Below are 18,488 nucleotides of genomic sequence, written 5' to 3' on the forward strand. Positions count from 1 at the left end.
GCGACGTGCTCTGACCCCAACGGATCACCCTACCCCAAGCTGCCGCCTGCGCTCAAAGCGACGGCACAGTACTTGACTTCCGGAATCAGTCCAAACGGATCGAGCGCCGCATTGGTCAACAGATTGGCGGCCGCCTCGTGGTAGGCGAAGGGCATGAACACGGTGCCACGCGGCGTGCCGTCGTCCTGGCGCACACGCAACACCACCTGGCCGCGGCGCGAACGCACCGTCAGCACGGCACCAGGCTCCAGACCCAGGGCCTGCAGGTCGGCACCACACAGGCTGACCATGGCCACCGGCTCCAACGCGTCAAGCACCTGGCTGCGCCGTGTCATGCTGCCGGTGTGCCAGTGCTCCAACTGGCGCCCGGTGATCAGCACGAAGGGGTAGTCGGCATCGGGCCGTTCGTCGGCGTGGATCAGCCTGGCAGGCACCAGATGCACGCGCCCGTCGGGTGTGGCCACCTGGTCCTGGAACACCGTGGCCTGGCCAGGGTCGCTGGCATCGTGGCAGGGGTAGGTCACGCTTGACTCGCGCTGCAAGCGTTCCCAGGTGATGCCGCCGATGCTGGCCTGCATGGCCTGGCGCATTTCCTCGTAGACGCTGGCCACACCATGGTAGTCGCCGCGGTAATCCCACTGCAGACCCAGGCCGGCGGCCATCTGCTGAAGAATCCAGAGGTCGGCGCGGGCTTCGCCCGGCGGCACGATCGCCTGCTGGCCAAGCTGCACCATGCGGTCGGTGTTGCTCACCGAGCCGGTCTTCTCGGGCCAGGCGCTGGCCGGCAGCACCACGTCGGCGAGCCAGGCGGTCTCGGTCATGAAGATGTCCTGCACCACCAGATGCTCCAGCGCCGCCAGCGCTGCGCGGGCGTGGTTCAGGTCGGGGTCGCTCATGGCCGGGTTCTCGCCCATGATGTACATGCCACGCACCTTGTGCGGGTCGTTGTCCGGCGCCTGCGTCTTGTGCATGATCTCGACCACGGTGTAGCCCCGCTCGGGATCCAGCGGCTGACCCCAGAAGTGCTCAAACCACGCCTGCGCCGCCGGGTCGTCGACCTGCTGGTAGTTCGGGTACATCATGGGGATCAGACCGGCGTCTGATGCGCCCTGCACATTGTTCTGGCCGCGCAAGGGATGCAAACCGGACCCGGGCTTGCCGATCTGCCCGGCCACCGTGGCCAACGCAATCAGGCAGCGCACGTTGTCGGTGCCGTGGATGTGCTGGCTCACGCCCATGCCCCACAGAATCATGGCACCGCGCGCCTGGGCATAAGCGCGCGCCACTTCGCGCACGGTGCCGGCATCAATGCCGCAAATCGGCGCCATGGCCTCAGGGCTATAGGGTTTGACGGCTTCGGCCAGCGCGGCGAAGTTGCTGGCACGCCGGGTCAAAAAGTCCTGATCCGCCAGGCCTTCTTCGATGATGGTGTGGATCAGCGCATTGATCAACGCGACATCCGTGTCGGCGTTGAATTGCAGCGAGCGCCAGGCATGGCGGCTCAGGTCGGTGCGGCGCGGGTCGGCCAGCACCACACGCGCACCCGCCTTGGCGGCATTCTTGATCCAGGTGGCGGCCACCGGGTGATTCGCGCTGGGGTTGCAGCCGATCACCAGAATCAATTCCGAATGCGCCACGTCCTTGACCTGGTTCGTCACCGCGCCCGAGCCAACGCCTTCCAGCATAGCAGCCACGCTGGAGGCATGGCACAGCCGGGTGCAATGGTCAACATTGTTCGAGCCAAAACCGGTGCGCACCAGCTTCTGAAACAGGTAAGCCTCTTCGTTGCTGCCCTTGGCCGAGCCGAAGCCGGCCAAGGACTTCGCGCCATGGGTGTCGCGCAGCGCCTTGAGCGGACCAGCCGCCAAGGCCAGGGCTTCCTCCCAGCTGGCTTCGCGAAACACCGCTGACCAGTCGCTGCTGTCACGCTTGAGTTGCTGCAGACTGGCTGGGTCCTTGGGCACACCGGGCTTGCGCACCAGTGGCTTGGTCAGGCGCTGCGGGCTGTGCGCGTAGTCAAAACCAAAACGGCCCTTGACGCACAGGCGGCTCTGGTTGGCCGGTCCATCGCGCCCCTCAACGGCGACGATGGTGTTGCCTTTGACTTTGTAGGTGACGAGGCAGCCAACACCGCAGAAAGGGCAGACCGAGTCGACCTCGCGGTCGACCGTCTGCGCACCGATGTGCGATTTGGGCATCAACGCGCCAGTTGGGCAGGCTTGCACGCATTCGCCGCAAGCAACGCAGGAGCTCAGGCCCATCGGGTCGTTCAGATCGAAGCTGATGTGGCTGTGTGCGCCGCGCCGGGCGTAGCCGATGACGTCATTGACCTGGATCTCGCGGCAGGCGCGCACGCAGCGGTTGCACTGGATGCAGGCGTCCAGATGCACGGCCATGGCCGGGTGGGACAGGTCTGCCGCAGGCGTCTCGCGCTGCAACGCACGCAATGCCGGGCGCACCTGCACGTCCATGCGTGCGGCCCAGTCACTGAGTTCGCCATGCGGCTGCGACGCGCCGGCGGCGTTGTGCTTGTAGCCGGTGTCCGGCAGGTCGGCCAGCAGCATCTCCAGCACCATCTGCTGGCTTTTGACGGCGCGCGCGCTGCGCGACTGCACCACCATGCCGGCACTCGGGCTGCGACAGCAGCTGGGCGCCAGGCTGCGCTCGCCCTCGATTTCAACCACGCAGGCACGGCAGTTGCCGTCAGAGCGCAAGCCGTCCTGGTGGCACAGGTGCGGAATCTCCACGCCATGGCGCTGGGCGGCCTTGAAGATGGTTTCACCGGGTTGCGCGACCATCGGCTGGCCGTCCAGCGTGAAGACCACGGTGTCGGTGGATGCCGTGTCCTGGTTCATGCTGCGTCTCCGATCTCATGGGCAAAGTAGGTCTGCACACAGCGCACCGGGTTGGGCGCGGCCTGGCCCAGGCCGCAGATCGATGCGTCGGCCATCACCTGGCACAGGTCGTTCAGGGTGGCCTGATCCCAGCTGTCCACTTCCATCAGCCGGGCCGCCTTCGCCGTCCCGACCCGGCACGGCGTGCACTGGCCGCAGCTTTCATCGGCAAAGAAACGCATGGCGTTCAGGGCGGCGTCACGGGCGCGGTCATGCTGGCTCAGCACGACCACGGCGGCTGAGCCGATGAAGCAACCGTGCGCCTGAAGGGTGTCAAAGTCGAGCGGCAGGTTGGCCAGCCGCGCCGGCAGAATGCCACCCGAGGCACCGCCGGGCAGGTAGGCGTACAGGGTGTGGCCGTCTTGCATGCCGCCACAGTGTTCGTCAATCAGCTCCTGCAGCGTGATGCCGGCCGGCGCCAGCTTGACGCCCGGCTCGTTCACGCGCCCGCTGACGCTGAAACTGCGCAAGCCGTGTCGGCCATGGCGGCCGAATCCGTTGAACCATTGCGGGCCCTTTTCCACAATATCGCGCACCCAATACAGGGTCTCAAAATTGTGTTCCAGCGTCGGGCGGCCGAACAGACCGTTTTCTGCGATGTAGGGTGGGCGCTTGCGCGGCACGCCACGCTTGCCTTCGATGCTTTCGATCATGGCCGACTCCTCGCCACAGACGTAGGCGCCGGCGCCCCGGCGCAGTTCGATGTGCGGCAGCGCGCACGGCGGATCGGCCTGCAGCGCGGCGAGTTCGCGCGCCAGCAGGGCGCGGCCGTCGTGGTATTCGTCGCGCAGGTAGAGGTAACAGGCCTGCACGCCGACGACCTGGGCGGCAATCAAGACACCTTCCAGAAAACGGTGCGGGTCGCGCTCCAGGTAATGCCGGTCCTTGAAGGTGCCGGGCTCACCTTCGTCAATGTTCACGGCCATCAGGCGTGGCGCGGCAAAACCCCGCACGATGCGCCATTTGCGTCCGGCCGGGAAACCGGCACCGCCCAGCCCGCGCAGACCGGAATCTTCCATCGCATGGAGCACAGTGGACGCGTCCAGTGTGCCCTGCGCCAATGCCTGGACCAGCGCGTAGCCGCCCTGCGCCCGGTAGTCCGCGTAAGTCACGGCCGCGGTGCTTGTGGTGTTGGCATCGGCTTGGCTGGCTTGGTCGTCTGCAGCGGTGCTGGACAGGGCCAGCTTTACCGTCTTCACGACGGCTTCGGGCGTGGCCGGTGCCAGGGCGTGTTGGTGCACCACGGCCACCGGCGCCTGGGCGCATCGCCCCACGCAGGGCGTGCGTACGACGCGCACCTCGGCGTGCCCCAGCAGGTCGGGCAGGCGCGCCAGCAGCTTGTCGGCACCCGCCATCGCGCAGGATTGGCCATCGCAGACGCGCACCGTCAAGCGCGCGGGCTGCTCGCCGTCCTTGATGATGTCGAAGTGGTGGTAGAAGCTGGCCACCTCGTAGACCTCGGCCATCGACAGCCGCATGTCCTGCGCCAGCGCCACCAGGTGGCGTTCGAACAGGCCACCATAGGCATCGTTGAGCTGGTGCAGGTGTTCGATCAGCAGGTCGCGCCGATGGCCACCGGTCGGTGGCGCACCGATCAGCGTGCGAAGCTCATTCAGCGAGACGGCGTCGCTTTGCCGTCCCTTGAGGCGTGCGCGTTGGCCGATGGGTTCGCGCGACCGAGCCGGCTTGACCAGGCTCTGTGCGGAGGGGGACGTTGCAGCAAGTTTCATGGTGCGGGCTTAAAGATCATGGACGAGGGCCATTGTGCGACAGGCATGCAATCCCCACGACCTTGCCGGCGTAGGGTCCTGCGGCACGACTGCGAGGGTGAGCGCGGTTTATACCGAACCGGTTTCGGCAAAGCGCAGCGATGCTTCGAGCATGGCGCGCAGCACCGGCTGCACGGCGGCGGCGCGCTCGGGCAGGTAATCAAACGGCAGCGCCTCCTGCATGTAGGCACATTGGGTCATTTCCAGCTGCACGGCGTGGATGCCGCGTTCCGGTTGACCGTATTGGCGCGTGATGTGGCCACCCTTGAAACGGCCGTTGAGCACGGCGCTGTAGGTGCTGGCCTGGCCGATCGCCAACAGGGTTTGTGCAAGCGGGGTGTCGCAACTGGCGCCGTTGGCCGTTCCCAGGTTCAGGTCGGGCAGCTGGCCCTCAAAAAAACGCGGCAACACCGAGCGGATCGAATGCGCGTCCCACAACACAACGCTGCCGTGCACGGTACGCAGACGTTCCAGTTCACGCTGCAACTGCCGGTGGTAGGGGTACCAAATGGCGTCGCGCCGAGTCTTGATTTCAGCATCACCCGGCAACACACCATCGGCATAGATTGGCGTCTTGTCAAAGGTATCTACCGGGCACAGGGCGGTGGTGTCCTGCCCCGGGTAGAGGTTTTGATTGTCAGGCGGACGGTTCAGGTCGACCACGTAACGTGAGTGCGTGGCCACCAGCACCGAGGCGCCCAGTTCATCGGCAAAGTCGTACAGCCTTTCCAGGTGCCAGTCGGTGTCGGGAACCTGGCGCGCCTCGTCGGTGAAGCGCGCCGCCAGCGCGGGTGGCACATAGGTACCCACATGGGGCATGGAAATCAGCAAGGGCCGGGTGCCGGCGCGAAAACGGAAAGGGGGTTCGGTTGTTGCGAAGCTCATGATGATGAAGTCAATAAGGCGCTACGTGCGCGACAAAAATCCTTGCTGGCCGTGCTGTGCAGGGGGTGATGACCCGACGCGACGCGGCACTTGCCTGCCTGCCAGACGCTGTCGATGGCCGAGCTGCGGCTGCTGGCAAAGACGTGGCTGGCCAGCATCTGCGCCGGCGCCAGGCCGTGCAAGGCGGTGTGTTCTGCATCGAGTACGACAAAGTCGGCTTGCTGACCAAGCGCCAGGCCTTTGATGGCGCGTCCGGCGGCTTGCGCACCGCCCGCAAGAGCGCCCAGCCACAACGCATCGGCCACCTGCGGATGGCCCGGCTCGGCGCTGACGTTGCGCTGGCGCAGCGCCAGCCGCTGGCCGTATTCCAGCAGCATCAACTCCTCGGCCGGGTTGACGCTGATGTGGCTGTCCGAGCCCACGCCCCAGGCACCGCCGTGGCCACGCCAGGCGGGAAAGTCGAACAGGCCATCACCCAGGTTGGCTTCGGTGCTGGGGCAAATGCCGACCACTGCGCCTTGAGCCGCGGCGCCGCGGTATTCCTGCGTGTTCATGTGGGTGGCGTGCACCAGACACCAGCGCGCAGTGACGTCGGCGTGGTCCAGCAGCCATTGCACCGGACGCTGCCCGCTCCAGTCCAGGCAGGCATCGACCTCGGCCGTCTGTTCGGCAATGTGGATGTGCACCGGCGCCGTGGGGTCGATGGCGTCAAGACCGGCCAACACCTCGCGCAGACTGTCAGGCGGCACGGCGCGCAGCGAATGTGGCGCCAGACCCAGGCGCGCCCCTTGCGCATCGCACAGGGGCTTGAGGCGCGCCAGCAGCGCTAGCATGTTGTCGGTTGAACGGATAAAACGGCGCTGGCCGTCCAGCGGTGGCGTGGCGCCAAAGCCGCTGGTCTGGTACAGCACGGGCAGCAACGTCAGGCCGATGCCTGCGGTATGCGCTGCCCGCAGCAGGCAGTGAGCCAGCGTGGCGTCGTCGGCATAGGGGCGACCGTCCTGGTCATGGTGGACGTAATGAAATTCGCACACGCTGGTGTAGCCGGCTTCGAGCATTTCAACGTAGAGCCAGGTCGCAATCGCCTCCAGCTGCTCCGGCGTCAGGCGCTGGGCAAAGCGGTACATCAGCGTGCGCCAGCTCCAGAAGCTGTCCTGCGCCTCGCCCCGGTATTCGGTGAGCCCCCCAAAGGCGCGCTGAAAGGCGTGCGAATGCAGGTTGGGCATGCCGGGCAGCACGGGACCGCTCGCCCGCGGGACTCCTGGAGCGGACGCGGCCCCGCAGTTCACCTCGGTCAGGCGGCCACTGGCATCCCATTGCAGGAGCACGTCGCGTGCCCAGCCAGTGGGCAATAGCGCGTGTTCGGCAAAAAATTGATTCGTCATGATGGTGTCAAGAAGATACGGCGATGCGGCCCTGGCGCACCACCCGGCAGGCCGGGCGCTGGCCCAGCCAGTAGGCCAGTTCAGACACATCGTCGATTGGCCATAAAACAAAGTTGGCCGCTTGGCCGGCGGCCAGGGTACCGTGTGTTTTCTGCAGGCCCAGCGCTTGGGCGGCGTGGCGCGTGGCGCCGGCCAGCGCCTCGGGCACGGTCAGGCGAAACACCGTGCAGGCCATGTTGAGCATCAACAGCAGGCTCAGCGCCGGCGAGGTACCGGGATTGTGGTCGGTACTGACAGCCATTGGCACGCCAGCCGCGCGCAGCGCCTCGATGGGTGGCAAGTGGGTGTCACGCAGAAAGTAGTAGGCGCCCGGCAGCAACACGGCCACGCTGCCGGCGGCTTTCATGGCGGCAATACCTGCGGCGCTGAGGTGTTCGATGTGGTCGCACGACAAGGCGCCGTAGCGCGCCGCCAGGGCCGCGCCGCCCATGTTGGAGAGCTGTTCGGCATGCAGCTTGACCGGCAGGCCCAGGCTTCGTGCGGTTCGGAACACCTGCTCGGTCTCGGCCAGCGAAAAGCCGATGCGCTCGCAGAAGACGTCGACGGCGTCGACCAGGCCCTCGGCCGCCAGCGCGGGCATCATCTCGTGACACACCAGGTCAATGTAATCCTGGCTGCGGCCCACGTAGTCAGGCGGCAGGGCATGGGCGCCCAGAAAGGTGGTGCGCACGGTCACGCCCAGGTCCTGACCCAGGCGGCGGGCCACGCGCAGTTGTTTGCGTTCGTGTTCCAGCGCCAGGCCGTAGCCCGACTTGATCTCGATGGCGCAAACACCTTCTTCAAGCAGGCTGCGCAGGCGCGGCAGGGCCAGGGCGTACAGCGCGTCTTCGCTGGCCGCGCGGGTGGCGTGCACGCTGGAGACGATGCCACCACCGGCGCGGGCAATCTCCTCGTAACCAGCACCGGTCAGCCGCATGGCGAATTCGTTGGCGCGTTGGCCGCCATAGACCAGGTGGGTGTGGCAGTCGATCAAACCGGGTGTGACCAGGGCGCCTGCGCCGTCGTGGCGCGACACGCCGGACGCGACCTCCGGCAGGTCGCGGCGCGCACCGACCCAGACCAGCTGCCCGTCGCGTACGATCAACGCGGCATCGGTCATGCCGGCGTGTCCGGCACCGAGCGCCTCGGGGGCCAGGCGCAAATGGGTCCAGAGGCCGTCGGCGCTGGGCAGGTCGTGAAAATCGGTCATGGTGTGGTGCGCTCAATCAGTACCGCGATCAAGGCGGCGTCGGCGGTTTCGCGGTGCAGCGACCAGCGTGTTGGTGTGTCGTGCCACCACAGGCCCTCGTGCGCCTGCAGTGTGTGTCCGCCGCTGGTCGTCCAGCGCCCGCGCACGGCGTAGAGCAGGCCTTGCGCGCGGGTCGGCAGGTCCGCATCGGCTTGCAGCACCGCAACCGATGCGCGCCAGCCAGCGCGGCGCGTCATGACGTTGAAGTCGTGGCAGTCACCACCCAGCAAATCGGCCTGCACCGGCGCCTCGCCGGCAAAGGCAAACGGCGCCAGCGGCTGGTCCAGCCGGTGGTCGATGTGGCCGTCGGGCGTGTGCAGTCGCACACCCGCGCCGTCGAGCAGGGTGATGACACGGTCGACGCCAGGGAAGGCAGAAAAAGGCCCGTCGCTGGCAATGTGGGCGATGCTGACGCGCCAATCAAAGCTGTCCATGTTGGCGCCGGCGGGCTGGCAGACGATCTCACTGGTGGTGCCACCGCCGTTCTTCCACGGCGTGACAGGCAAGCCCGATCGATTAAATCGTGTCAGCGGCATGGGTACGGCTCTTTCTGACAAATGTTCAGACCCACAGACCAGCCAGCAGATCCTGCTGATCGGCGCCGAGCTTGCCCTTGAGCACCTGTGACTTCGCGGCTTCGATGTCGGGTGCCATCAGGCGGTCGCGGTCGTAAAAGGGCACATGCGCACGCAGCGTGGCATGCACATGGGCCAGCCGTGGGCTGGTAGTTAAAGGCTTCAGAAAATCCACACCCTGTGCCGCGGCCAGCCATTCGATGCCCAGGATGGTGGCCGTGTTGTCGGCCATCTCGGCCAGGCGACGCCCGGCATAGGTGGCCATGCTCACGTGGTCTTCCTGGTTGGCGCTGGTGGGCAGGCTGTCGACGCTGGCCGGATGCGCGATCGACTTGTTTTCCGATGCCAGCGCGGCGGCCGTCACATGCGCAATCATGAAGCCGGAATTGAGCCCCGGGTTGTCGACCAGAAACGCCGGCAGGCCCGACAGGCTGCTGTCGATCAGCAAGGCAATACGGCGCTCGGCGATGGCACCGATCTCGGCGATCGCCAGGGCCAGCGTGTCGGCGGCGAAGGCCACCGGTTCGGCGTGGAAGTTGCCGCCAGACAATACCTCGCCGGTGTCGGGAAACACCAGCGGGTTGTCGGTCACGGCATTGGCCTCGATCAGCAAGGTGCGGGCGGCCTGGCCGATCAGGTCGAGGCAGGCGCCCATGACCTGCGGCTGACAGCGCAAGCTATAAGGGTCTTGCACGCGCTCGTCGTTGTCCAGGTGCGAGCGGCGGATGGCGCTGCCATCCAGCAGCGCACGGGTGAGCGCCGCCACGGCGATCTGGCCGGGTTGACCCCGCAGGGCGTGGATGCGCGGATCAAACGGTGCATCGCTGCCCTTGGCGGCGTCGACGCTCAACGCACCGGTGATCACGCCAGCTTCGAGCAGACGCTCGGCCATGAACAACCCATGCAAGACCAGCGCGGTCGACACCTGGGTGCCGTTGATCAGCGCCAGACCTTCTTTGGCGGCCAGCGTGAGCGGTGCGATGTCGGCGGCGGCCAAGGCCTCGCGCGCCGGGGTGATCACGCCGCGAACCCGAACCTGGCCTTCGCCCATCAGCGCCAGCGTCATGTGCGACAGCGGCGCCAAGTCGCCGGAGGCACCGACCGAGCCTTTCACCGGAATCAGCGGCACGATGCCGGCATTGAGCAGGGCCAGCAAGGTATCCACCACCACTGGGCGCACACCGGAAAAACCACGCGCCAGGCTGGCGGCCTTCATGACCATGACCAGGCGCACGGTGGCGTCGCTCATGGGCTCGCCGGTGCCCACCGAATGCGACAGGATCAGGTTGCGTTGCAGCAACTCGAGCTGGTCGTCCGGGATGCGGGTCTTGGCCAGCTTGCCAAAGCCGGTGTTGATGCCATAGGCCGCGTCCCCCTTGTCGACGATGCGGGCAATGGTGTCAGCGGCGCTTTGCACCACCGCCCGAGCGCTTGCGGGCAGCGCCAAAGGCACCGAGTTTTTCCAGATGCTGCGCAAGTCGGCCAGCGTCAGCTGACCGGGATTCAGGACAAGGACGTGGTTCATGCTGTTGGAAGGATGATGGGGTGAAACTGATGTGACTGTAATGGACGGACCGGCAGAGCGGGTCTACTCACCCGATCATCGGCAGCTTCAGCCCCTGCTTCTTGGCCGTGGCCACTGCGAGCTCGTAGCCGGCGTCGGCGTGGCGCATCACGCCCGAACCGCAGTCGTTGACCAGCACCCGGGCCAGGCGCTCGGCCGCGGCGTCGGTGCCATCGGCAACGATCACCATGCCCGAGTGCTGCGAATAACCCATGCCGACACCGCCACCGTGGTGCAGGCTGACCCAGCTGGCGCCACCGGCGGTGTTGAGCAGGGCGTTGAGCAGCGGCCAGTCGGACACGGCGTCGGTGCCGTCTTTCATGGACTCGGTTTCGCGGTTCGGGCTGGCCACCGAACCGGTGTCCAGGTGGTCGCGGCCGATCACGATCGGGGCTTTGAGTTCGCCGCTTTTCACCATCTCGTTGAAGGCCAGGCCAGCCAGATGGCGCTCGCCCAGGCCGAGCCAGCAGATGCGCGCCGGCAGACCCTGGAAGGCAATGCGTTCGCGCGCCATGTCGAGCCAGCGGTGCGTGTGTGTGTTGTTCGGGAACAGTTCCTTGATCTTGGCATCGGTCTTGTAGATGTCTTCCGGGTCACCCGAAAGTGCCACCCAGCGGAACGGGCCCTTGCCTTCACAGAACATCGGACGGATGTAGGCGGGTACGAAACCCGGGAAGTCGAAGGCATTCTTCACGCCCTGGTCAAACGCGACCTGGCGGATGTTGTTGCCGTAGTCCACCGTCGGAATGCCCATGGCCTGGAAGTCGAGCATGGCCTGCACGTGCACGGCGCAGCTGCGCGCGGCCTCAGCCGTCAGACGCGCGTGCTGCGCGGCATCCGGCTGCGCCGCCTTCCACTGCGCCACGCTCCAGCCAATCGGCAGGTAGCCGTTGATGAGGTCGTGGGCCGAGGTCTGGTCGGTCACGAGGTCGGGTTTGATGCCGCCGGCCTTGGCGCGCTTGACCAGTTCGGGCAGGATCTCGGCCGCGTTGCCCAGCAGACCGATGGAGATGGCCTTTTTCTCGGCGGTGTAGCGGGCGATGCGCGCCAGCGCGTCGTCGAGGTCGGTGGCCTGCTCGTCGAGGTAACGCGAGCGCAGGCGGAAGTCAATGCTGGACTGTTGGCACTCGATGTTGAGCGAGCAGGCGCCGGCCAGGGTGGCGGCCAGCGGCTGGGCGCCGCCCATGCCGCCCAGGCCGGCGGTCAGAATCCATTTGCCGGTCAGGTCGTTGTTGAAGTGCTGGCGACCGGCTTCGACAAAGGTCTCGAAGGTGCCTTGCACGATGCCCTGGCTGCCGATGTAGATCCAGCTGCCGGCGGTCATCTGGCCGTACATGAACAGGCCCTTGCGGTCGAGTTCGTTGAAATGCTCCCACGTGGCCCATTTGGGCACCAGGTTGGAGTTGGCGATCAGCACACGCGGCGCGTTGCTGTGGGTCTTGAACACGCCGACCGGCTTGCCCGACTGGATCAGCAGGGATTCGTCGTCGTTAAGGTCTTTCAACGTGGCCAGGATTTTGTCAAAGCATTCCCAGTTGCGCGCAGCGCGGCCAATGCCACCGTACACCACGAGGTGCTGCGGGTTCTCGGCCACTTCGGGGTCCAGATTGTTCTGCAACATGCGGTAGGCGGCCTCGGCAATCCAGTTCTTGCAAGTCAGTGTGTTGCCACGCGGTGCACGAATCACGCGGGTGGGATCAAAACGGGGGTCGGTGTTAGTTGTCATGGTGATAGGAGTGATGAATAAAAGTGAATGGATTCAATGCAAACCAAGATAGGCTGCAGCGAGTTGGGGGTCCTGGCGCGCGGCTTGCGCGCTGCCTTGCCAGACGGTGCGACCGGATTCCAGCACGCAGACGTCGTCGGCAATCTGCAGCACACGCTCGGTGTTCTGCTCCACCAGCAACACGGTCATGCCTTCGTCGCGCAGCGTGATCAGGGCCTGGTAACACTGGTCGATGATCTTGGGCATCAGGCCCAGCGAGAGCTCGTCGATCATGATCAGGCGCGGGCGGGTCATCAGGGCGCGCCCGATCGCCAGCATCTGCTGCTCGCCACCGGACAGATTGCCAGCCAGCGAATTCAGCCGCTCAGCGAGGCGCGGAAACATGGTCAACACACGATCGCGATCGTGCTGGAACACGGCGGCGGGCTGCACCATGCCGCCCACGCGCAGGTTGTCTTGCACCGTGAGGTCCTTGAACAGGCGCCGCCCTTCGGGCGAAATCGCAATGCCCTTGCGCACGCGTTCGGTCGGACCTAAAGCGCCGATGTCCGCGCCGTCGAACAGGATATTGCCGGCCTGGCGGGTGACGTGGCCGGCCACACACATCAGCGTGGACGACTTGCCGGCGCCGTTCGCCCCGAGCAGGCCGGTGATGGTGCCCGGGCGCAAGGTCAGTGTGAGTTCATGGACGGCCTGAAAGGCACCGTAGCCACAGGAGACGTTGTGCAATTCAAGCATGGCTGGCCTCCTTCGGGGTGCTCGGTTGCGCCGCTTGGCCTTCGGCCGCTGCCGCGCCGAGCGCATCGCCGCCCAGGTAGGCGGCCCGCACGACCGGGTCCGCCATGACCGCGCGCGGCTCACCCTCGCCAATCTTCTTGCCGTTGTCGAGCACGACCAGACGCCTGCAAATACGCATCACTTCTCCAAGGTTGTGCTCGATCAGCACGATGGTCAGGCCCTGCTGGTTGATCTCGGCTATGGTGTTGGCCAATTCCCGGGCTTCCCTGGAGTTCAGGCCGGCCAGCGGTTCATCAAGCAATAACAGGCGCGGCTTGAGTGCCAGCGCACGCGCCAATTCCAGGCGTTTGAGGACGCCCAGCGGTTGCACGGTCGGACTTTGGTCCGCCATGGCGGCAATGCCGACACGCTTGAGCTCTTGCGCTGCCACGGCAAGCTCGTCGGCGCTGGAGGCGTGCAGCAGCGACTTCCAGGGGCTCGAGGTCTTGGCGCTGGCCGCCGCCAAAGCCACGTTTTCGATCACATTGATCTCACGCAGCGGGCGCACCAGTTGCTGCGACAGCGACAGCCCACGGCGGATGCGCTGGTGGATAGGCAAATCGTTCAAGGACTCACCTCCCAGCAGGACGCGACCCACGGTCGGACGCGCCACGCCGATGATGGACCTCAGCATGGTGGTCTTGCCGGCACCATTGGGGCCGATCAAGCCAAGCAAGTCGCCTTGATGGACGTCGAAGGACACGTTGTTGACCGCAGTCAGCCCGCCAAAGCGAACCGTGACGCCGTCAACGCGCAACAGCAGCGCAGAATCATGAAGCGTCTGGTTCATGACTGACTCCCGGAGGGCGTGTTCACCGGGCTGAAGAAGCGCTTGGCCAGGCCGGTCATGCCGCCGGGTGAAAAGCGCATCATCAGGAACAACAGGCCACCGTAGACCAGCAGCTTGTAGTCACCAATCACCTGGAACCATGCCGGCAACACCGACAGTAGCGCGGCCGCGATCACCACGCCGGTGACCGAGCCGATGCCGCCGAACACCACCATCGACAGCACAGTGATCGACTCCACAAAGCCAAAACTGTCGACACCGATGAACTGCAGGTGGTAAGAGTAGAAGGCGCCCGACAGGCCGGCCAAGGCCGTGCCGATCGCGAAGGCGGCGAGCTTGAAGCGGGGCACGTCGATGCCCAACACGCGCATCGTGTCCTCGTCTTCGGCAATGCCGTTGAAAACCCGACCCATCCAGGTGCGCCGGATGTACACGCTGAGCGCCGCCATGGCCACACACATGAGCAGGGCCAGCAGCATGAAGCCGACGCGGCCAAGGCCATGATCCGGAATCGACGAGATGCCCAGTTCACCGCCCAGGGCATTTTGCTGGCGCACCACGCCAACAAACAGGAAACCCACGCCCATGGTGGTGATGGCCAGGAAGTCGGCGCGCACGCGCAACGAGGCCAGCCCCACCACGATGCCGAGCAGGCCCGCCAGCAGCATGGCCAGCGGCAGCGTGGCCAGAAACGGCAGGCCGGCCTTGCCCAGCATGGCCGCGGTGTAGGCACCAACGCCCTGGAAGGTGGCGTGCCCCAGGCTGATCTGGCCGCAAAAGCCGGTGATCAGGTTCAGCGACAGCGCAAACATGACGGCGATGGCCATGGTCGTCAGAAGAGATATTTCGTAATTCATGTGTACGTTCCGGGTGTCAGCGTCTGGCAAACAGACCTTGGGGCCGAACCATGAGCACCGCAATCAGGAAGGCAAACGCGATCGCGTTGCGGTCCAGAAACTTGCCCAGATAAATGGTTCCGAAAGACTCGACCACGCCCAGCAGCAATGCGGCGGCCAACGTGCCTGGCACCGACCCCAGGCCGCCCAGGACAATGATCGCCAGCGCCTTGTACGAGGGCACGCTGCCCATGGTTGGCTCGACCAGGTTGTTGAGCAAGGCAACCCAGACGCCGGCAAAACCCGCCAGCGCCGAGCCGACGAAGAAATTGATGTCACGCACCTTGCGCAGCGAGATACCAAAAGATTGCGCCATCTGCGGATCCGACACCGTGGCCTGGCAGGCCACACCGACGCGGGTGCGCGATTGCAGCCACGCCAGCACGGCGATGATGGCGGCCGTTCCCACCATCACCATCAGCTCGGCCTGCTTGAATTGCAATCCCCCACCCAGGGAAACCTGTTCCTGCAGGGGTGGTGATATGAAGGACAGGCCCTGCGCACCGAAGACGATGCGAAAAGTCTCCTCGGAAGCGATGAACAGCCCGATTGAGGCAATCAGCGCGACATGCGGCGGCTGCTTCAGCAGTGGCTGGTAGGCCAGCCTGAACATGAGCACGCCGGCCACGCCCGCAACCATGGCCGCGCACGCAAAGCCCACGCTCAGACTGCCCGTGGCATTGCACATGATGACGCCGATATAACCGCCCAAGGTGAACAGCGCCGCGTGCGCCACATGGAGGATGCGCAGCAGACCATAGACCAGGGTCAGCCCGAGCGCGACCAGCGCGTACAAGCTGCCCTGAACCAGGCCTTGAGCGATCAGTTCAAGTACCAACATGGCTGGCTTCCTCTGCTTTACTTCGACTTGGTGGGCGGGGCCAGCAGCACCGGATCGGAGATCACCGAGTGGCGATGAAAGGCCTTGTCTTTCACGATCTGAACCTGGATGTCCTTCTTGACCTCGTGCAGATCGTTGAAGGCCAGCTTGCCAATCGGCGTGTCGTAGCTTCCTGCTGCGAGCGCCTTCTTCAGCGCTTCGCCACCCTTGCCACCGGTTTTCTTCAGGCCTTCGACCACGACCGCCGTGGCCGTGTACGAGGCAGCAGCCACCATGTCGGCGTTGGAACCGACGGCCTTGCGGTAGTCAGCCAAAAAGGTCTTGGTGGCGGGCGCGTCGGAGTCGCGATCGAGCGAGGTCGTGATCAGGGTGCCTTCGGCGGCTGGGCCGGCAATCTCAATGAACTTGTCTGAGTCGTAGCCTTCCTGGCCGATGACGGGGGCGGTGATGCCGGCCGCCCGCAATTGGCTCACCATCGGACCCGCCGTGAAGTAGTAACCCGATGCGTAAATCACGTCCGGGTTGTCTGCCTTGAGCTTGCTCACCAATGGGCCGAATTGCCGGTCTGCCATGCCGTACTCATATTCGTTGATGATGTTCAGCCCGAGTTTCGGTGCCGCTTCCTTGAAGCCGTCCGCCAGCGCCTGACCGAAATCGTTCTTCACGGTGACGATCACCACGTTCTTCTTGCCCATGTTTTGCACCAGCTTGGCACCGCCGCGACCCTGCACCTCGCCCATGGCCGAGACGCGGAACATGTAGTCACCCGTCAGTGTGATCTCGGGGTGAATGGCATAACCGACCACATAGGGCACTTGCCCGCGCTGGAAGATGGCAGCGGCCGCGCGTGTGGGGCCCGAATACGAACCGGAGACCGCGGCCACAACCCCGTCCTTTTCGACCATCTTGGTGGCAGCCGGCACCGCTTCCTTGGGCGACGCCTGGTCGTCATACACCACCAACTCGAGCTTTTGACCTGCCACACCACCACTGGCATTGGCCTTGGCAATGGCGAGCTTGACACCTTCCAACGCCGACTTGCCATCGGCTGCAGCAAAGCCGGTCAGGGGCACGTTGACGCCGATCTTGATGTCGGCCCAGGCCGAGCCGGCTGAAAGGGTGAGGGCAGCGGCAGCGGCCAACAGGGCGACGGTGGGTTGATGACGATGTTTCATGAGCAGTCCTCTTGATGTTGAAGAAATGGCTTGACAGGTTTGCCTACGGAATATATACATATGTCCAACGAACAATCTATTGTTGTATATACAATTTCGTGAGCGGGACTTTATTCAGATCCATTTGGTGTGTCAATACTTTTTCTCCAACTTAAGGGAAAACCCCTAGCCATGAACCCATCCAACGATTCCGACAAACGTGTGCCAGCTTTTCAGCGCATCAAGGCCCACGTCCTTGGCAAGATCCACGCCGGGCACTGGAAGGAAGGCGACGCGATTCCTGCCGAGGAAGCGTTGGCGCGCGAGTTTGGGGTTTCAAGAATGACCGTCAATCGCGCCATTCGCGAACTCAGTGACGAACAGATCGTGGAGCGTGTACAGGGCTCTGGCACCTACGTAGCACAGCAGAAATACCATGCCACGCTGGTCGAAATTCGCAACATCGCCGACGAAATTGCCGCACGCGGCCATGTCCACCGCAGCGAACTGCATCGGCTCGAACGCCTGAAAGCCGGCGACGTGCTGGGCCGCAAATTTGGGCTGCCAGCCGACCACACGCTGTACCACTCGGTGGTCGTCCATTTTGAAAACGACCAGCCGATTCAGGTGGAAGATCGTTTCGTTAACCCGGTGGTGGCGCCCGACTACCTGCAACAGGATTTCAGCACCCAAACGCCCAATGCCTACCTGATGCGCGTGGCGCCCCTGCAAGCGGTGCACTTTGTGATCGAGGCGTGCAGCCCACCCGCCAATATCCGGGAGATGCTGCGCATGACGTTGCTGCAAGAGCCCTGCCTGCTGCTGCACCGGCAAACGCAGTCGATGGGTCAGGTGGCGTCGATCGCCGACATGTGGCATCCGGCAACGCGGTATCGCTTTACCGGCAGTTTTTAATGTTCACTCTGCCAGTTCAAGCACATCGCAAGACTTTTTTGCGGCATCAAACAGCGACAGCCTGTAAGCAAATGCTTGTGACGACTCAGAATGATGTCGCTTCGAGGCTGGCGGTCTGCTTGGAAAAACTGGCGCGCACCGCCTGCACGAGGGCCAGAGTCAATGCCGGTTGCTGGTCCTCGTCGGCCGGGTAGGCCAACACCACCGATTGCGACGGCAGCGACCCGTGCAAAGCACGGCAGGCAATCCGTTTACCGTCATAGCCGGTGTCCCGTACCGGGCGTGTCGTCAGCAGCGACACGCCCAGCCCGTTGGCCACAAGGGAGCGGACCATTTCCATCGACGGACTTTCGTGGGCGATCCGCGGGGTGACACCCGCTGTCCGAAACAGCGAGAGAAAGTAGTCGCGGCTGTGCGGCAAGCTGATCAGGATCAGCGGCTCGCTCGCCAGTTGGGCCAGGCGCAGACGGGGCTGGCGGGCAAGCGCATGGCCCCAGGGCATCAGCGCATAGGGACGCAGGTCAGCCACGGGCTCGAGACGCACGCCACGCGCCAGGCCGAGGTCATACAACAGCGCCACATCCAGCGAGCCGCGTTCGAGCTGGCGCGTCAGGCTTTCAATGTCGCCTTCGACCAGCTGAACTTCGATGGCCGGGTGCGCGGTGCGCAAGCGCAGCAAAATGTCCGGCAGGTAACGCGCCCCCAGTGTGCTCAGGCAACCAACCCGTAGTCGCCCCTCCAGTGCGAGCGCGCGCGGCGCAAGCAGCGACTCGGCCTGGCGCAGCACCGCCCTGGCTTGACGGACCCGCGTGGCACCGGCCGCCGTCAGTTCAAGGCCCCGCGCGTGCATACGCACGAACAGGCGCTCTCCCCAGAGGGCTTCGAGCTCACCGATGGCCTTGGAGATCGACGGCTGGGAAACATGGAGCGCCTGGGCAGCGCGGGCCGCCCCGCCATGCTGCGCCGCAGCGACCAGGTATTCCAGTTGGCGCAGACTAAAGTGAATCATTATTTTTCATCCAGTACATC

Annotated in this window: 15 protein-coding genes; 1 reads left to right on the forward strand and 14 read right to left on the reverse strand. The window is 64.8% G+C overall.

The annotated features are described in order from the left end of the window. Window positions 1-29 precede the first annotated feature (29 nt). From fdhF to NDJ10_RS02440, 13 genes are all read right to left on the reverse strand, one after another. Window positions 30-2,855 (reverse strand): formate dehydrogenase subunit alpha, encoded by a 2,826-nt coding sequence (fdhF, locus tag NDJ10_RS02380; RefSeq protein WP_296159493.1) that lies wholly within the window; start codon window positions 2,853-2,855, stop codon window positions 30-32. Continuing rightward, a complete protein-coding gene (locus NDJ10_RS02385; protein WP_296159494.1) occupies window positions 2,852-4,624 on the reverse strand; it encodes an NADH-ubiquinone oxidoreductase-F iron-sulfur binding region domain-containing protein in 1,773 nt (590 codons plus the stop codon). Before NDJ10_RS02385 ends, fdhF begins: the two co-directional genes overlap by 4 nt. A gap of 108 nt (window positions 4,625-4,732) precedes the next feature. After that, on the reverse strand, window positions 4,733-5,548 hold the full coding sequence (gene hutG, locus NDJ10_RS02390; RefSeq protein WP_296159495.1) for an N-formylglutamate deformylase: 816 nt from the start codon (window positions 5,546-5,548) through the stop codon (window positions 4,733-4,735). Further along, window positions 5,545-6,933 carry a formimidoylglutamate deiminase gene (locus tag NDJ10_RS02395; protein ID WP_296159496.1) on the reverse strand — a complete coding sequence of 463 codons (1,389 nt, stop codon included), beginning with the start codon at window positions 6,931-6,933 and terminating at the stop codon, window positions 5,545-5,547. The genes hutG and NDJ10_RS02395 overlap by 4 nt, the downstream gene beginning before the upstream one ends. A 7-nt stretch (window positions 6,934-6,940) precedes the next feature. Continuing rightward, window positions 6,941-8,182 carry an imidazolonepropionase gene (hutI, locus tag NDJ10_RS02400; protein WP_296159497.1) on the reverse strand — a complete coding sequence of 414 codons (1,242 nt, stop codon included), beginning with the start codon at window positions 8,180-8,182 and terminating at the stop codon, window positions 6,941-6,943. Next, the gene (locus NDJ10_RS02405) at window positions 8,179-8,757 is read right to left on the reverse strand and encodes a HutD family protein (protein WP_296159498.1); all 579 of its coding nucleotides are present in this window, start codon (window positions 8,755-8,757) and stop codon (window positions 8,179-8,181) included. The genes hutI and NDJ10_RS02405 overlap by 4 nt, the downstream gene beginning before the upstream one ends. Before the next feature lie 25 nt (window positions 8,758-8,782). After that, the gene (hutH, locus tag NDJ10_RS02410) at window positions 8,783-10,321 is read right to left on the reverse strand and encodes a histidine ammonia-lyase (RefSeq protein WP_296159499.1); all 1,539 of its coding nucleotides are present in this window, start codon (window positions 10,319-10,321) and stop codon (window positions 8,783-8,785) included. A 67-nt stretch (window positions 10,322-10,388) separates the two neighbouring features. Beyond that, on the reverse strand, window positions 10,389-12,086 hold the full coding sequence (hutU, locus tag NDJ10_RS02415) for a urocanate hydratase (RefSeq protein WP_296159500.1): 1,698 nt from the start codon (window positions 12,084-12,086) through the stop codon (window positions 10,389-10,391). A 33-nt stretch (window positions 12,087-12,119) separates the two neighbouring features. Further along, window positions 12,120-12,824: an ABC transporter ATP-binding protein gene (locus tag NDJ10_RS02420; protein ID WP_296159501.1), complete on the reverse strand. Its 705-nt coding sequence runs from the start codon at window positions 12,822-12,824 to the stop codon at window positions 12,120-12,122. Next, on the reverse strand, window positions 12,817-13,653 hold the full coding sequence (locus tag NDJ10_RS02425) for an ATP-binding cassette domain-containing protein (protein WP_296159502.1): 837 nt from the start codon (window positions 13,651-13,653) through the stop codon (window positions 12,817-12,819). The genes NDJ10_RS02420 and NDJ10_RS02425 overlap by 8 nt, the downstream gene beginning before the upstream one ends. After that, window positions 13,650-14,510, reverse strand: a complete 861-nt coding sequence (locus NDJ10_RS02430; RefSeq protein WP_296159504.1) for a branched-chain amino acid ABC transporter permease — start codon at window positions 14,508-14,510, stop codon at window positions 13,650-13,652. The genes NDJ10_RS02425 and NDJ10_RS02430 overlap by 4 nt, the downstream gene beginning before the upstream one ends. Before the next feature lie 16 nt (window positions 14,511-14,526). Then, window positions 14,527-15,390 (reverse strand): branched-chain amino acid ABC transporter permease, encoded by an 864-nt coding sequence (locus NDJ10_RS02435; protein ID WP_296159505.1) that lies wholly within the window; start codon window positions 15,388-15,390, stop codon window positions 14,527-14,529. A 17-nt stretch (window positions 15,391-15,407) separates the two neighbouring features. Further along, a complete protein-coding gene (locus NDJ10_RS02440; protein WP_296159506.1) occupies window positions 15,408-16,565 on the reverse strand; it encodes an ABC transporter substrate-binding protein in 1,158 nt (385 codons plus the stop codon). Between the two features lie 171 nt (window positions 16,566-16,736). On the opposite strand from NDJ10_RS02440, the gene hutC reads away from it, so the two are divergent. Beyond that, a complete protein-coding gene (gene hutC / locus NDJ10_RS02445) occupies window positions 16,737-17,459 on the forward strand; it encodes a histidine utilization repressor (RefSeq protein WP_296159507.1) in 723 nt (240 codons plus the stop codon). A gap of 85 nt (window positions 17,460-17,544) precedes the next feature. Here the strand turns inward: hutC and NDJ10_RS02450 are convergent, their stop codons facing one another. Continuing rightward, the gene (locus NDJ10_RS02450; protein ID WP_296159508.1) at window positions 17,545-18,468 is read right to left on the reverse strand and encodes a LysR substrate-binding domain-containing protein; all 924 of its coding nucleotides are present in this window, start codon (window positions 18,466-18,468) and stop codon (window positions 17,545-17,547) included. Window positions 18,469-18,488: the final 20 nt, after the last annotated feature.

Source organism: Rhodoferax sp., from assembly GCF_023700745.1.
Classification (GTDB): domain Bacteria; phylum Pseudomonadota; class Gammaproteobacteria; order Burkholderiales; family Burkholderiaceae_C; genus Rhodoferax.